The sequence below is a fragment of the Segatella copri genome, assembly GCF_026015295.1.
GTDB classification, from domain to species: Bacteria; Bacteroidota; Bacteroidia; order Bacteroidales; family Bacteroidaceae; genus Prevotella; species Prevotella copri_C.
On sequence record NZ_JAPDUW010000001.1, the window covers coordinates 3366081 to 3381679 of the forward strand.

Sequence of the window (15599 nt, forward strand, 5' to 3'; positions counted from 1 at the left end):
CTATAAGAAAGTAGTAATATGAAATATATGAATAAACTGACATTAGGTATCGTTCTCGCTGCCGGGCTTTTCACAGCCTGCAGCGATAAGGATGATGTCGATATCCCAGGAGGTCTGGCTCTCGATAAAAAGGTGATAGCAGTAGACCCTCAGGGAGGAACAGAGCAGATTGCCATCGCTGCCTCACAGGACTGGGTGGCAAATACCTCTGAGCCTTGGCTGATGCTTTCGCCTGCCAACGGCGTGGGTTCTGTAGAGGGTACCATCAAGGTGGATTCTACTCTTTCCAACACGCTTCGCAGCACAGAAATCAGTTTCCAGGGTGCCAACGGACAGAGCCGCACACTTACCATCACCCAGTTCGGTTATGGCAAGCAGATATTCCTGAAGGATCCTGTTGTAGAAATCGAAAACTCCGATACTTACGATAACCGTGCTTTCGAGAGTCTCATTTCTGCCAACGTGGAATGCAAAATCGGTAAGATAGAGTATTCCTTCGAGGGTGATATGACTGATGCCGAGAAGACAGAAAACGAGAGCGAGCGTGAAGGCTGGCTCCTGAACAGCAAGGATGAAGATAAGCTGAAAGGTACTAACCTGGGTATCGTGCTGGATAGAAAGTACCGTCCTCGCACCGTGAACTTCAAGTTCCGCTGGGCGATGAACGTGGTTCCTGCCGTTCGTGTGGCTAAGGTTCACTTAGTACCGGTAAAAGCTGAAGATAAACTGGTGGATGCAGATGGTAATCCTACAGCTGATGTCATCCTGACCGTTCGTCAGAAGGCAGCACCAAAGATTGAGGACAACCATGCCGGTGACTCTCTCTCTGTCATCATGATCAACCAGAAACTGGGTAGCATTGCTACCTTCGATTCCAGCGATAACATGCGCAACTGGAGCGGCGTAACGCTCTGGGAAGCTACTGATGCTTTCGTGAAAACTCATCCTGAGGCTTTAGGACGTGTACGTTCTGTCAAGTTCAGCATGTTCAACCTCAAAAGTGGCGAAACTCTTCCTAAGGAAGTGGGCAACCTCAAGTTCCTGGAGTCATTCTCTGTTGCAGCTAACGAGAACAACCAGATTCGTGAGGTGAAGCTCGGTGATGAAATCTGCTCGCTGAAGTATCTGAAGAATCTTACCGTTCAGGCTTACGGTCTGACTCAGTTGCCTTCTAACTTTGCTAAACTGGGTAGCAGCCTTGAAACGCTCAATCTGGTAAGTAACAACTTCAACAAGTTGTCGGATATCACCAATATCGTCAACGAGAAGAACTTCCCTAAGTTGCGTAACCTCATTCTCTACGCACAGCGCCGTACGGATGTTGTCACCAACATCGCTTCGCTGGGCGAAAAGAATGCATCAGGCGTCTATGTTTATAATAACTATCCTATCGGACTGTATGGTAAGGTAAATGCCGGATCCGCAGACCGTCAGGCGCTTCTCAAGCTCCTGACATGGGATAAGTTGAATACACTGGAGTTGTCTTACTGCTTCCTGGAGGGTGAACTTCCTACCGATGAAGAGATGACTGAGGCACTGGAGGCTGCCGGCAAGGCTACCCGATACAGCGAGTCTGACTTCTCTACCAACAAGAAAGATTATCTCGACAAGCTGGTAGGTGATACCTGTAAATGGTTGCTCTCACGCTGGGATAATCCTGTAACCTGCAAACACAAGGATGGTTCTGTAGTTAGTGAGGAGGTTTGTCCTAATCAGGTGCCACGTGTATTGCCAAACTGCCGTCAGTTGTCACTCAACCTGAACTTCTTTACAGGAAAGGTGCCAAACTGGATTCTTTTCCATCCACACCTGGTAGAATGGAATGCACCTACGATGATCTTCAACCAGCAGCCTAAGGGTAAGAATAGCGATGGCGCTGCCGTTGGTTTCTCTAATATGACAGAAGACAGCTATAGCTATGACTACTATTACGGAACCAGCGACCCAGGCAGCCAGTGGGAGGTTCGAGGTGTAGCTTATCCGCTCTACTACCGCAAATACGTGGCAGCAGGCGATATTAATGAAGCTGCGCTGATGGCAAAGTACAGGAGAACTAAGAAAAAGTAAGATAAACATAAAAACAATATAGAAGCAAACAATGAAGAAAAAGTTTTTCTATATAGCAATGGTCGCATTGGCATTGACGGGCTGTTCTGACAGCCTGTCAACCATCGGCTCTTCTGACGGCAATTCAGAAATCACCATCCCTGCAGATGCTGAGGCGGGTGAACTGCTGATTAAGTTCAGTCCGGAAATGAGCGATATCCTCGACCAGGCACAACTGAGCAAGACCCGCGCCGGAAAGGCTACCCGTTCGGGTATTCCTTCTACCGACGAGGTGCTCGACATCCTGGGAAGCTACAGCTTCGAGCGTGTGTTCCCGGTTGATGCAAATACTGAGGCAAGAACCCGCGAGGCGGGACTCCACCTCTGGTATACGGTGAAGTTTAATAAGGGAACCGACCTGAAGGCGGCTGCCGAGCGCCTGAAGCAGTTGGGCGAAATCTCAAAGGTTCAGACCAACGGTCGCATCAAACGTGCTTACAAGACAGACAGCAAGCGCATCTATCTCAGCGATAAGGCACTTCAGCAGAAGTCTACCCGCGCAGCAGCCGAGGACTTCCCTAATGACCCAGGCTTTGCTAGCCAGTGGCATTACCATAACCTGGGCGAGGGCAACTATGATTTTGAAAACCTCAACAACAATCATGTAGGTGCTAAGGCTGGATGTGATGTGAATGCACTTGAGGCATGGAAGATCTGTAAAGGTGATCCTTCTATCATCGTGGCTATTCTCGATGAGGGTGTGATGTATACGCATCCTGATCTGGCAGCCAACATGTGGTGCAACCCGGGCGAAAGTGTTCAGGGTGCCAAGACTGACGGCGACGGAAACGGTTATGAGGGCGACCTTCATGGCTACAACTTCGTTACTGAGAGCGGCGATATTACCTGGACTGATGCCAATGACACCGGTCATGGTACTCACGTAGCTGGTACCATTGCAGCCGTAAATAATAATGGTAAAGGTGTTTGCGGTGTAGCCGGTGGTGACGGAACTCCTAACTCTGGTGTCAAGATTATGTCTTGCCAGGTATTCTCCGGTCAGAACAGTGTAACCTTGGCAGGCGAGGCGAGAGCCATCAAATATGCTGCCGATAATGGTGCTGTCATCCTGCAGTGCAGTTGGGGTTACAACTCTTCAGAGTCTAGTATCATCAATGGTTATACTCCTGGACCTGCTACCGAGAAGGAGTGGGCAGAGACTTATCCTTTGGAGAAGGAGGCTTTGGATTACTTCATCAACAATGCCGGTTCGCCTAATGGTGTCATCGACGGCGGTATTCCAGTCTTCGCAGCCGGTAACGAGTATGCTGGCAATCCTGCTTTCCCAGGTGCTTACTCTAAGTGCGTCAGCGTATCTTCAGTAGCAGCCGACTTTACTCCAGCCTGCTACACCGATTTCGGTTCGCTCGTAACCCTGAGTGCTCCTGGTGGCGACTTGGAATATTACAGCAAGATTGGCGAGCAGGAAGATGAATATTGGGCAGAGACAACCGAGCAGAAAGGTGCTGTGCTCTCTACGATGATCAAGAACGGTCAGCCTGCTTACGGTTACATGGAGGGAACCTCTATGGCTTGTCCTCATGTTTCGGGTGTGGCTGCCTTGGGTCTCGCTTATGCTGCCAAGACGAACCGTCATTATCGTGCTGCCGACTTCGTAGCCCTGATGAAGAAATCTGTAAAGGAACTGGATAGTCATTATCAGAATGGTGCAACCAAGACCTACTACATGAACCATACTACCGTAGGTGCTTCGCCAGAGATTGTACAGCTCTCTAAGTACATCGGCAAGATGGGTGCTGGTCTGATTGATGCAGCTAAGCTCTTGAATTACATCAAGAACAAGGAATTCAGTTCTGATATGAAGTTGCCTAACGTGTATGTGGGCATCGAGAAGACTGTTTCTCTCAACCTCGCTGCATATTTCGCAGGTCAGACAGAGGGCTTCTCTTGCTCAGTAGTGAATGGCAACGTAGCTTCTGCTTCGGTAGAAGGCAAAACGCTCACCGTGAAGGGACTCGCTGCCGGAAGCACATCGCTCACCGTAACAGCTGCTGATGGTACCAGACAGACCGTAGTTGTGACCGTTAGAAAGAGTGCCGGTAACAATGGTTGGATGTAATTGGATGTAATATGAAGATATTTGCTTTCCTGTCGCTTTTCTTCCTGGCTTTGCCTGTTACGGTGAATGCGCAGGAGGAACTGCTGAAGTTTGAGCATCCGCTTATCGATGCGGGTACGATGACCGAGGACGATGCGCCTCGCACCTTCACCTTCGTGGGTAAGAATGTGAGCAAGAAGATACTGCACATCACACAGGTGAGAACCACCTGTGGATGTACCAGTTCTTATGTCAAGGGCGATGTGATGAAGCCTGGCGATACCTGTCAGGTGCAGCTCACCTTCACGCCTAACCGCTATCCGGGCACCATCAATACGGGTGCTTATCTCTATCTGAAAGAGGTAGAGGGACAGCCTGCCGTTAAGCTTGCCTTAACGGGAAAGGTGCTGCCGGGTGCTGACCAGTGGGCACGCTATCCGCACAAGATGGGCGCACTCAGACTGAAACAGGCGAAGGCAAGTATCACAGAGGTAAAGCCGGGCACAGAGCCTGAGGCACGCATCCTTTGCGGAAACAGCGGCGACAAGCCGCTCCGTATATCCAGCCTCCTTCTTCCTCCTTATGCCCGTCTTACAACAGAGCCTGAGGTGATAGAACCGGGTGATGAGGCTGACCTCGTCATCACCATCATAGCCGATAAGATTCCGGCTACGATGCCCGAATCCTTCACCTTCCCTGTTATTCTGGAGGGCTTGGATGCCCGTCCGTCTGACAGAACGATACAGGTCGTTGTAAAGTTAAAAAGGTAAAAGGGAAAAAAAGTAAAAAAGAAAAAAATACCAAGACAATGAAATATTTGAAAAAACTCTTCACCCTCCTGGTGATTGCTTTGTTTGCCTGCGGCTTTGCAGCCTGCAGCAGCGATGATGAGGAACCGGAGGAGCGTTCTCTGGAAGTTACACCTGCCAATCTTCATGGCACATGGGAGTTGGCTGAGTGGAACGGTGAACCTCTTGCTGAGGGCACATACTGCTACATCGTTTTCAACCGCAAGGACCAGACTTTCGAGATGTATCAGAAGTTTGACAGTATGTATGGTCGCCATATCACCGGTTCGTTCGCTATCGAGAACGATCCATACCAGGGTTACATCATCAGCGGAAGCTATGATAACGGTAAGGGCGACTGGAACCAGAGTTATCTCGTAACCCGCCTCCTGGCATCGGGTTCCATGATATGGACCGCCAAGAACGATGTTACCGACATCTGCCGCTACAAGCGTTGCAATGAGGTTCCTGCTAAGATACTCAAGGATTGTAAAGATCTCACTGAAGAATAAAAAAAAAGAGCGAATTATCTGCAAATTCTGCGGATTATTCGCTCTTTTTTTGTATCTTTGCCCTCAAACTTATCATCGGGTTCAAAGTTTAAGGATATGATATTAACGATTACAGGTTCAGACAGCACCGGAGGCTCTGGTGTGCAGGCGGACATCAGGACGATTGCCGAGTTGGGCGGTTATGCTGTTTCGGCAATAACCAGCATCACTGTGCAGAATACGCTCGGTATTCAGGAGTTCTTCGATATTCCTGCCGAGATTGTTTCGGGGCAGATTGAGGCTATCATGAACGATGTGCAGCCTGATATTGTGAAGATTGGTATGATACGCAGGGTGGAAACGCTGAATGTGGTCATCGATGCGCTGACCAAATACCGTCCTGCCCATATCATCTATGCCCCTGCCATCTGGTCGAGCCAGGGCGATGCGCTGATGACGGAAGATGTGGTGAGCCAGATCAAATACCGTCTGCTGCCGCTCTGTTCTGTCGTCGTGTCACGCAAGAAGGAGAGCGACATCATTCTTCAGAATTCCAAACTGCTGAGCCTTGCCGAAAAGCAGGGGCTCCGGATCTATCGCCTCGACAATGCCAATTCGCATGGTCTCATCAACCGTTTCTCTTCAGCTCTTGCCGTCTATCTGAATCAGGGCAAGAAGATGGAGGAGGCGTTGGCGATGGCGCAGGATTTCATCAATGTAGAACTCGTGCGCCAGAGCAATCTGCAGGGCAGGAGTTCCGAGCTTTACAACCAGTTTATCTCGCAGGTGAATAACTTCTGCCGCACTTATAGCGATGTTCATTTCTATGCCGACCAGTTGAATGTGAGTGGCCGTTATCTGGCTCAGGTTACCCGCCGTATCTCCGGCAAGACCCCGAAGGCAATCATCGATGAATACATCGTGAAGGAGATAGAGCGCGAGCTTTCTACCACTACGCATACGGTTCAGGAGATAGCCAATACCTTCGGTTTCTCATCCCAGGCTCATCTCACCAAGTTCTTCAAGAAGATGAGAGGGGTAACGCCTTCTGCTTTCAGGCAACCAAAACCTGTTGATTAAAATGAGGCCATGTTTAGCCATCTTTGCCATGGCTATCGTTGAATTCTCTTGTTTGTTTTGCAACACTAAGATAAGTGAATTCTTCGACATGACAAAATCCTGGGCAACTTTTTGTTGCTCAGACACTTAAAAAGTTTAATTTATAATAGTGTTGCGGAATTAATGTAAAATAATAACAAAACATGAAACGTACTTTTTTCGCATTTCTTTCCCAATGCCTGCTTGTCATCATTATACTGACATCATGCAGTGACGACCAAACCGATCTCTCCCCTGATATTAATACCCCGATTACCGGTTATTGGCAAATAGCCGATGGTGACATCAATGGCGATGGTGCCATTCAGGGCATCGTGGTACACAGTGACGAGACTGTCAGCGAATGGTTATATACCGGTGAAACCGCTAATCCTTATCACCTGGGTTTTAAAACAGGTAAATGGAGCGTGAACGGCAACCACTACGAGATGCAACTTCCTATCAGTAATGGCGCCTATTATAATGTGACAGTGGCGGGAAACAATGACAGAACAATGTATCTTGCGTATAAAGGAAAAACATCCGTAGTGCCTTTCTATAAGCTGACATCCCTCCCTGGAAATGGAAACGAGATGATTAGCGAACTTGAGGGCATGAAAATGTCGGGTTACACGATGGCTGACATCACGGGTTATTGGGAACAGGATAACGAGAACGGCACAGGCTTCTATATCGATAATGAAGGAAACATCTCTGATTTGACATGTTTGTATGGTGTGGAAAAATATTATTCCGTGGAATATCATTCGGCAGAGGTGATACTTAATGGCAATAGCTGTGTCATCTCTTCTTTGGGTTCACAATGGATGGTGTATGCCGTAGGCAGCAACTCATTACTTGCCATTGACCGCAATAACAACAGTCAGCTAGTGGAACACTTCGTGAAGAAAGATGTTCCTGATGAGATGATGCGAGCCGACGAGATCATGAAGGCCCCTGTGCCTGCAGGACTGCTTGGCAAGTGGGAAACCATCCACTATACGCGCATGATCAATGGTGAGAATGTTACCGATATTGACATTCTCAATGGTGATGATTGGAACAAGCAGTTTTACCACACATTAGCTTTTTCAGAAAATCACAAAATAAGCAAATGGGATAGGTTTGGAAGTCAGCTCTACGACCAATGCTTCATGTTGAAGGGTGACAACATCACTATTGCAGGAGACTTGACCAATCTCCTTTTCCCAAAATACAGTTATACAGAAACATGGACCATAAGCGACAAGACTGAAAACAGTATGAAGCTTACGCGCGAGCAAGATAATACAACAGAATGTTATACTTATAAACGAAAATAATTTCAATGAAACATATCATAACAGTCGTTATCATGATGTTGTTGCCTATGTGGACAACAGCCCAAAACGAAAGTCGCCACGTGTCTGTCATTCCACATGCAGGCGTAACAATAGCCAAGATGAATGGCGCTGCACTAACGGTAGCAGAGAAATGGAAAGCCGGATATACTGTTGGAGCAAGCGTTGAGTTTCCTTTGTCGCAGAATTTTTCTCTGCTTACGGGAGCTGACTTCAGCCTGATAGGTACTGGACTTGAGAAACAGAAAGAGAAATATGCGTCTGCCGATGAAAAACTTGACGTGACATATCTCTCCGTGCCTCTGCAAATCAAGACATACTTCTCTGGTGTGAAAGGATTGGCTGCACATATTGGTGTGCAGGCTGGCATACTCCTCTCGGCAAAGGATAAGATGACTATACACAGCATACGCACGATGAACCTCGGCAACGACGTATCATCAATGTACCTATGGGAATCGTACAAAGAGAAGAAATCGGAGGATGTAAGCAGCAAATTCCGCAATGTTGTTATTGGCATTCCCCTTGGAGTGAGCTACGAATGGCGACATATCACCCTCGACGCCTCCTATTGTTTCGAACTGCGACAGGCTATCAGTCTGAAGACAGACAACCCCGGTGGCTGGGGCTTCAACAACTCTCCAACGGCACGCAACTATGCCATATATATCACGGCAGGATATAAGTTCACGCTATAGATAGAAAGGCGCACCCGACAAACCCTGTGGAAGGCTTAGTTGCAGATTTGAGGGTTAATATGTAGATAGCATTATGCGTAAAAATCCCTCATTGAGGGATTATTTGTATCTTTGCTGCAGTTTTAAATGATTAATTTTGCACTCAATTCTTAATAGTAACAATATGAAAAAAAAAAATTATACGATTTCTGAAAGTAGCAATTTTTTGTACGGTTTGTGTGCTATATAATGCATGCTCATGCCTGATAGGAAATCCTGGTGAGGACGTGTATTATCAAGATGTTAAGGTTATAAATAAATCAGGGGAAACGATCTATGCTGCAGATTTTATGTTTGGGGATACTACTCTTTTAACACCAAAACATGTGTTTAAGATGTTTGATCCTAGAATATTGCGAGAAGCATACAATGATAGTTGTTTTATAGGGAAAATAGCAATTCCGGAAACAGAAGATGAAGCTAATAGTCTATACCAAGTGATAATATTTAAACAAAGTACTATTGATAAATATTCCAAAGAAGAGTTGATAGAAAAAAATATTTTTGATAAAAGGTATTTATTGAACTACAATGAATTAAAGAAGGTAAATTTTAAAATGACCTATTCGGGGGATTAATCTTATTCAAGTTTCGCAAGTGAGGGAATTGATTGAAGTTAAAGAAGTTATCACTCCCTACGGTCGTTCGGGAAGTGAAGAGACAATAGTCTTCTTTCGTAAAACGTAGGACATTTGTCCCTTAACTTCCCTCTAACTTCCCTAACTTCCCTTAACTTCCCCACATGCGAAAGTTCAGTAGTTAATAGTTGATAGTTTATAGCAATCTTGCTAACGGCTACGCCCTATCAACTATTAACTATAAACTATTAACTTTTTCATTGGGGGTTAACAGGGTTAACAGTTAACAGCTGTTTTTTGCATCCTCCCCCTCCTTTATACCTATAAGTAACTGTTCAAAATTAATTTTACAAATATGAATAATTCACGAATAAGTTCGTACCCACAGAGGCCAAGGCCCTGTTCGTACAATAGAAAAGCGAGTCCGTAGTCTCGTAATCTATCGGTCTTATCCATTTGCCCTTAAGTATACGCCAAAGAATCTCGGCAGGATTAAGTTCTGGAGAATAAGGTGGAAGATAGACGAGGAACAATCCTCTATTCTCCCAAATTTTCCTCAGTTCTTTCACCTTCCGATTTCTATGAACAGAAGCATTGTCCAAGACAATTACAGTCTTCTTCGTGACATTGAAAGAGAATCTGTCAAGATAGTCCACAATCTTGTCTGCGTTGATGGACTCTTTTGTGGTAAAGCCTTTATATTGGTTCCTTTTGGTAATCATACCAAAGATATTAAGCCGGGCAGCTTTCTCGGATGGGATGTAAACATCCTCATTCTTGAATTGCCAGCCATATGGAACATATCCATTTGTACAGACATGGCTTTCGTCGGCATAATATAGCACAAGTTCCCCTTTGGAATCAAGTTCTTCAAGTTCTTGCAACTTCTCTTTCTTGTATGCGTAGAGCTGCGGTGAGGGTTTGCCCCTTGGGCGTTTTCTTATACGCTTATATCTTGCACCAATGTTTCTAAAAAACGTTTGAAGGTAATGTCACTGGCTTCTTTGCCAGTCGCATTCTGCCATGCCTCACGTGCTTTAGACACGCTTTGACGGTCTTCCTCAATTGCCTTGCGGACTGCTTCTTCATCAGAACAATCCATAATAGGCTTTCGACCCTGACCAGGACGTGTCTCCAAGCCTTTGATGCCATTTTCTTCATAACGTTTTACCCATGCGTAGACAGTAGGTACAGTCACCTCAAGCATTTCTGCTATTTTGGGAGCTGATTTACCTTCTGACTTCAGCAATATGGATTTGCATCTGATACGAAAACTATGAGTAGGGCCATTATGATAGCCTTTCTCTAATTTGAGGCGATCAACCTCTGATAATTCAAGTACTTTTATTGGTTTCATAATTCTACTTTTTCTATAAAACGGAAAATGAACCATATTAGTACTGATATATATAAATAATTTAGATCACTTACTTATAATAATAAATATATATATACTTATTTTTATATGTGAGTAGAGGGAAGTATGCATTTTTGGGGTGTTAACTGTTAACCCTGTTAACCCCTGGCTGTTTTCCTTACCCATCTTGTGTTCCTTCTTAAGATAGCTAAGTGCCTTATATGAAGACAGATAAGTGCCATCAATGATGACCGGCAGGAGGCTTGAATGATGCCTCATGAGGGCGATAATCTGCCATCATGCAGGCTGTTTTTATTCCCTCCCGATGCATTTTTTAGTGCATCCCGATGTATTTTTCATTCCCTCGCGATGCAAAAAATAGTGAGTTTCGAGCCGAAAAGCTATGACTTTCGCATCAAAAAACTATGAGTTAGTTTTTTTACACATAGATAAACCTCTCTCTTGCAGAATCGCCAGCGAAGCTTTTTTACAGCTTTGCTGGCGATTTCTCTGTATATAATCTTACTCAATCATGTTCTTGAGTATCCATTTCCTGAAGAATGGGTCTTCTATATTCCATAATCGAAATTTTTCGTTACGAAATTTTTCGCTAAGATACAAAAAATGTAGAAGTTCGGGAGGTGAACTCCTCTCGGTTTCTCTTAGCAGTACAATCTGTGTACTGCTTTATATATTCAGGAATATCTCTTATATATTTGCGAATCTCTCTTTATACAAAATGACTCAATGTTTGCAGAAAATGGAATATTTTTCTGCTATTTCGCTGAAAAATGTTTCCTTTGCAGCCGTAATTGAATAAAAATATAAGAATTATGACAGAAAATAGACAAGAATTGAACCGCAACTTGGCTCAGATGCTCAAGGGTGGTGTGATTATGGACGTAACAACTCCAGAACAGGCAAAAATCGCAGAGGCAGCAGGTGCATGCGCAGTAATGGCGCTGGAACGTATTCCAGCTGATATCCGTGCAGCAGGTGGTGTTTCACGTATGAGCGACCCTAAGATGATCAAGGGTATTCAGGAGGCTGTTTCTATCCCTGTAATGGCTAAGTGCCGCATCGGTCACTTCGCTGAGGCTCAGATTCTTCAGGCTATCGAAATCGACTATATTGACGAGAGCGAGGTGCTCTCTCCAGCTGATAATGTTTATCACATCGACAAGACTCAGTTCGACGTGCCATTCGTTTGTGGTGCCAAGAACCTGGGCGAGGCGCTCCGCCGTATTGCTGAGGGTGCTACCATGATCCGTACCAAGGGTGAGCCAGGAACAGGTGATGTGGTTCAGGCTGTTACCCACATGCGTATGATGCAGAGCGAAATCCGCCGCCTGGTTTCTATGAGCGAGGATGAACTTTACGAGGCAGCCAAGCAGTTGCAGGCTCCTTACGACCTGGTGAAGTATGTTCACGAGAACGGCAAGTTGCCAGTGGTTAATTTCGCTGCCGGTGGTGTGGCTACTCCAGCTGATGCTGCCCTGATGATGCAGCTCGGTGCCGAGGGTGTATTCGTAGGTTCTGGTATCTTCAAGAGCGGTAATCCTGCTAAGCGTGCCCAGGCTATCGTGAAGGCTGTTACCAACTACAATGATCCTAAGATGTTGGCAGAGTTGAGCGAGGACCTCGGTGAGGCAATGGTAGGTATCAATGAGCAGGAGATTGCTTTGCTCATGGCTGAAAGAGGTAAATAATAATAAATGAGATAACAGATAAAGGCCCCTCCTGAACAAGAAGGGGCTTTTATATTAGATAAGTATGTTATGAGAATAGCAGTATTAGCTTTACAAGGCGCTTTTGCTGAGCACAGACAGAAGTTGGCTCAGTTGGGCGTGGATAGTTTTGAGGTTCGCCAGTTGAAGGATTGGGACCAGCCTAAGGATGGCTTGATTATTCCGGGCGGTGAGAGTACCACCCAGGCGAAACTCTTGAATGAACTGGGATTGATGGAGCCTGTGAAGGAGGCGATTGCTGCCGGCTTGCCAGTTTATGGTACCTGTGCCGGTTTGATTCTTCTTGCCAAGAAGATTGAGGGCGAGCCTAGTCAGCGCATAGCTTCGATGGACATCACGGCTTTGAGAAATGCCTACGGTCGCCAGTTGGGCAGTTTCTACATCGAGGCTCCGATGAAGGGCATCGAGGGCAACATCCCAATGACTTTCATCCGTGCTCCTTATATTAAAGAGGTGTGGGGAGATGCTGAGGTTCTGGCGGAAGTAGATGGCAAGATTGTGGCTGCCCGTCAGGGTAACCAGCTCGTTACCGCCTTCCATCCTGAATTGAACGAAAGTCTGGAGATTCATAAGTATTTTCTGGGGATGTGCAGCAAGTAGGCTTCATCCTAAGATGAAACTTATTTCGTTGGCCGATGAAACAGGCTTCATGGGCACATGAAGCTATATTGCAAAGTATCTTAGGATACATTGCCAAGTATCTTAAGATACATGAGCAAGTATCCTAAGATACTTTTTTATTGATAGCGGACTATCTAATTCAAAAAGGTTTTCTTCATATCGGCCGACCCACTTTTGGGGTTCATAACTTTGAACATATTCCTGTTGTTCAGCCAAGACTTGCAATATCACTTTTTCATCAACCATAATTGCTCTATTTGAGGATTATTTCTTACTTTTTGGTAAAAGTGCAGTAAAGTCTTTAATACCAGCAGGTTACCATTCTTATACTTTGCTAAAATGCATATTTTCGTCCTCTAAACTTTGCTAAAATGCATGTTTTCGTTCTTCAAACTTTGCTAAAATGCATATTAGGCATGAATGTTGTGTCTGATACTTTTTTCCGATAAATGTTTGCCGTTTACAAATATTCATCGTATCTTTGCATTATGAAATCTTCGTTACGTAAAACTCATAATGATGTAAATGCTTATGGTACAGTTAAATCCTTTTGTATTTAAAAAGCTGTTGCAGAGTTCATGTAGATGGGGCTGTGGGCCTGTTGAGTGAGCGAAACAATGTGCCTGAGTGAACTCAATGAGCCGTCCGAATAAGCCTACTGATATGATTGAACAAGCTTACAAATACGACTGAGTAAGTGAAAGAATACGTTTGCTCAGGTTCAAGAAGTCGGAATATCAGGTTCAAGGAGGCTGTTTCTAAGAGATTCCCACTAGGCTCAGCAGCTCTGCTGAGCCTAGTCAGCAGGTCTGCCGACTGCAGTCAGCACATCTGCCGAGCCTAGTGGCAACACCCTATAATCGTACAACCACACACCTTTTAGTTGTACGATAATAACCGTTTATAACAACTCCGGAAGCTGGAAGAGCTTCACGCTGTTGCTGCCTTTGATGAGGATGTAATGGTCGTGAGGCTGGTTCGCCTTGAGTGCTTCCTTCACTTCCTCTACATTCTGGAACTTGCGGTAGCTGCATGGAATATCCTTGAATTCATCGCCTACCAGCCATACATTCTCCAGACCGGCTGCCTGCAGCTGGTCTACTACCTTCTGGTGCTCCTCGTGGCTCACTTCGCCGAGCTCGCCCATCTGTCCGAGAATCGCCATCTTATGAGGCACATCCATCACGCGGAAGTTCTCGATGGCGGCTGCCATGCTTGATGGGTTGGCATTGTAGGCATCTACCACCAGCTTGTTGTGCGCCGTCTCTTCCAACTGCGAACGGTTGTTGCTTGGGATGTAGTTCTCCAGGGCATGATCTATCTGCTGAGGCTTCACATCGAAATGAAGACCGATGGTGATGGCGGCAAGCATGTTGTCGATATTGTAAGAGCCGATGAGATGGGTTTGAACCTCATGCCAGTCGAAACTCTCGGTGCGCCAGCGGAACTTCAGGAAAGGAGCGCAGGAGATGACTTCTCCCCATACATCGCAGTTTTCGTCCTTGCCGTAGGTGATGAGGCGGTTGATGTTGCGCTGCTCGGCCATCTGGATCAGATGCTCGTTGTCTGCATTGATGAAGACGAGGGCATCGTTGGCTGCGAGGTAATCATAGAGCTCTCCCTTGGTCTTCTTCACACCTTCGAAACTGCCGAATCCCTGCAGGTGGGCACGGCCTACGTTGGTAATCATACCGCAGGTTGGCTCCACGTATTCCACGAGTTTTCGGATGTCACCAGGATGGGAAGCACCCATCTCTACAACAGCAATCTCGTTTTCCGGAGAGAGACGGAAGAGCGTCTTTGGTACGCCTACATCATTATTGAAGTTGCCCTGGGTGAACATCACGTTGAACTTCTCGCCGAGAACGGCAGAGACGAGTTCCTTGGTGGTGGTCTTGCCGTTGGTTCCGGTGATGCCTACCACAGGAATATCGAAGTGGCGGCGATGCTCACGGGCTAGTTCCTTGAAGGTGGTGAGGCAATCCTCTACGAGGATGTAGCGCTCGTCTCCCTCCTTGGCATACTCTTTTTCATCTACAATCACATAGGCACAGCCTTTCTCCAAAGCCATGTCGGCAAACTTGTTGCCATCAAACGATGCGCCCTTCAAAGCCAGGAAGATGCTGCCCTCTGGGCAGTCGCGGCTGTCAGTGGTAATCACTGGGTGCGCTTGGTAAATCTGATAGAGTTCTGAAATATCCATAGTCTATAACTGTTATTTTGGGTGCAAAAGTAATCTAAATTATGGACATAACAAACAATTTTCCCAAAAAATGATGGTAATCTCGATAATTCTTTCTATTTTTGCAGAAAATATTCAAGTAATCTTTGGAAAGTGAGGTCGGAATGGGCGCAAACATAGAAAGAGATAAATTAAAAACGAGGAAAGACAAGCTAGCTGGTTATTTCTTCGATATCTCCAAACTAAGTTTTGGAGCGATGGTTTTGGGTGGGCTTACGCCAATGATAACAGGAGAATTCGATTATATGAATCTTCTGTATGTTTTATTTGGTGTGTGCATGACAATTTTGTTTGCAATAGTAGGTAATCGAATTTTAAAATATTAAGAAAATGGAAACAATGATTTTGATATTTGGAATAGGCACTTTAATAGGTGGTGGTATTTTGCTTTGGACATATACTGAATCAGGGAAGAAATGGCTAAAAAGTTTATA

General features: G+C 45.6%; 14 protein-coding genes. 11 read left to right on the forward strand and 3 right to left on the reverse strand.

All coding sequences use genetic code 11. The features are described from left to right. The first annotated feature begins 18 nt into the window (after positions 1 to 18). The 8 genes from ONT18_RS14070 (at position 19) to ONT18_RS14105 (ending at position 9197) form a co-directional block, all read left to right on the forward strand. Positions 19 to 2067 carry a BACON domain-containing protein gene (locus tag ONT18_RS14070; RefSeq protein ID WP_264906286.1) on the forward strand — a complete coding sequence of 683 codons (2049 nt, stop codon included), beginning with the start codon at positions 19 to 21 and terminating at the stop codon, positions 2065 to 2067. A 31-nt stretch (positions 2068 to 2098) separates the two neighbouring features. Beyond that, positions 2099 to 4186, forward strand: a complete 2088-nt coding sequence (locus ONT18_RS14075) for a subtilase family N-terminal domain-containing protein (RefSeq protein WP_264906287.1) — start codon at positions 2099 to 2101, stop codon at positions 4184 to 4186. Positions 4187 to 4197: 11 nt separating this feature from the next. Continuing rightward, positions 4198 to 4935 (forward strand): DUF1573 domain-containing protein, encoded by a 738-nt coding sequence (locus ONT18_RS14080; RefSeq protein WP_264906288.1) that lies wholly within the window; start codon positions 4198 to 4200, stop codon positions 4933 to 4935. 47 nt (positions 4936 to 4982) lie between these two features. After that, positions 4983 to 5465, forward strand: coding sequence for a lipocalin family protein (locus tag ONT18_RS14085; RefSeq protein ID WP_182429215.1), 483 nt, complete (start codon positions 4983 to 4985; stop codon positions 5463 to 5465). Positions 5466 to 5561: 96 nt separating this feature from the next. Next, the gene (locus ONT18_RS14090; RefSeq protein ID WP_264906289.1) at positions 5562 to 6524 is read left to right on the forward strand and encodes a hydroxymethylpyrimidine/phosphomethylpyrimidine kinase; all 963 of its coding nucleotides are present in this window, start codon (positions 5562 to 5564) and stop codon (positions 6522 to 6524) included. A gap of 182 nt (positions 6525 to 6706) precedes the next feature. Then, positions 6707 to 7864, forward strand: a complete 1158-nt coding sequence (locus ONT18_RS14095; RefSeq protein WP_144154481.1) for a hypothetical protein — start codon at positions 6707 to 6709, stop codon at positions 7862 to 7864. A 5-nt stretch (positions 7865 to 7869) separates the two neighbouring features. Then, a complete protein-coding gene (locus ONT18_RS14100; RefSeq protein WP_144154479.1) occupies positions 7870 to 8580 on the forward strand; it encodes a porin family protein in 711 nt (236 codons plus the stop codon). 266 nt (positions 8581 to 8846) lie between these two features. Beyond that, entirely contained in the window at positions 8847 to 9197 is a 351-nt protein-coding gene (locus ONT18_RS14105) for a hypothetical protein (RefSeq protein ID WP_264906291.1), read from the forward strand. A 347-nt stretch (positions 9198 to 9544) separates the two neighbouring features. On the opposite strand, the gene ONT18_RS14110 is transcribed toward ONT18_RS14105, so the two are convergent. Next, positions 9545 to 10162, reverse strand: coding sequence for an IS630 family transposase (locus ONT18_RS14110; protein ID WP_106812727.1), 618 nt, complete (start codon positions 10160 to 10162; stop codon positions 9545 to 9547). Beyond that, a complete protein-coding gene (locus tag ONT18_RS14115) occupies positions 10138 to 10554 on the reverse strand; it encodes a helix-turn-helix domain-containing protein (RefSeq protein WP_106812837.1) in 417 nt (138 codons plus the stop codon). The genes ONT18_RS14110 and ONT18_RS14115 overlap by 25 nt, the downstream gene beginning before the upstream one ends. An 833-nt stretch (positions 10555 to 11387) precedes the next feature. Here ONT18_RS14115 and pdxS point away from each other — a divergent pair. Further along, entirely contained in the window at positions 11388 to 12263 is an 876-nt protein-coding gene (gene pdxS / locus ONT18_RS14120; protein WP_118200501.1) for a pyridoxal 5'-phosphate synthase lyase subunit PdxS, read from the forward strand. 69 nt (positions 12264 to 12332) lie between these two features. Further along, positions 12333 to 12902: a pyridoxal 5'-phosphate synthase glutaminase subunit PdxT gene (pdxT, locus tag ONT18_RS14125; RefSeq protein ID WP_117694675.1), complete on the forward strand. Its 570-nt coding sequence runs from the start codon at positions 12333 to 12335 to the stop codon at positions 12900 to 12902. 922 nt (positions 12903 to 13824) lie between these two features. Here pdxT and ONT18_RS14130 read toward each other — a convergent pair. Further along, positions 13825 to 15126, reverse strand: a complete 1302-nt coding sequence (locus ONT18_RS14130) for a UDP-N-acetylmuramoyl-tripeptide--D-alanyl-D-alanine ligase (RefSeq protein ID WP_118141662.1) — start codon at positions 15124 to 15126, stop codon at positions 13825 to 13827. Between the two features lie 143 nt (positions 15127 to 15269). On the opposite strand from ONT18_RS14130, the gene ONT18_RS14135 reads away from it, so the two are divergent. Beyond that, a complete protein-coding gene (locus ONT18_RS14135; protein ID WP_118190927.1) occupies positions 15270 to 15491 on the forward strand; it encodes a hypothetical protein in 222 nt (73 codons plus the stop codon). Positions 15492 to 15599: the final 108 nt, after the last annotated feature.

Excerpts from the sequence above, each read along its gene's own strand:
- ONT18_RS14070 (WP_264906286.1), top strand. The coding sequence starts at position 19 with ATGAAATATATGAATAAACTGACATTAGGTATCGTTCTCGCTGCCGGG.
- ONT18_RS14075 (WP_264906287.1), top strand. The coding sequence starts at position 2,099 with ATGAAGAAAAAGTTTTTCTATATAGCAATGGTCGCATTGGCATTGACG.
- ONT18_RS14080 (WP_264906288.1), top strand. The coding sequence starts at position 4,198 with ATGAAGATATTTGCTTTCCTGTCGCTTTTCTTCCTGGCTTTGCCTGTT.
- ONT18_RS14090 (WP_264906289.1), top strand. The coding sequence starts at position 5,562 with ATGATATTAACGATTACAGGTTCAGACAGCACCGGAGGCTCTGGTGTG.
- ONT18_RS14095 (WP_144154481.1), top strand. The coding sequence starts at position 6,707 with ATGAAACGTACTTTTTTCGCATTTCTTTCCCAATGCCTGCTTGTCATC.
- ONT18_RS14100 (WP_144154479.1), top strand. The coding sequence starts at position 7,870 with ATGAAACATATCATAACAGTCGTTATCATGATGTTGTTGCCTATGTGG.
- ONT18_RS14115 (WP_106812837.1), bottom strand. The coding sequence starts at position 10,554 with ATGAAACCAATAAAAGTACTTGAATTATCAGAGGTTGATCGCCTCAAA.
- pdxS (WP_118200501.1), top strand. The coding sequence starts at position 11,388 with ATGACAGAAAATAGACAAGAATTGAACCGCAACTTGGCTCAGATGCTC.
- pdxT (WP_117694675.1), top strand. The coding sequence starts at position 12,333 with ATGAGAATAGCAGTATTAGCTTTACAAGGCGCTTTTGCTGAGCACAGA.
- ONT18_RS14130 (WP_118141662.1), bottom strand. The coding sequence starts at position 15,126 with ATGGATATTTCAGAACTCTATCAGATTTACCAAGCGCACCCAGTGATT.
- ONT18_RS14135 (WP_118190927.1), top strand. The coding sequence starts at position 15,270 with ATGGGCGCAAACATAGAAAGAGATAAATTAAAAACGAGGAAAGACAAG.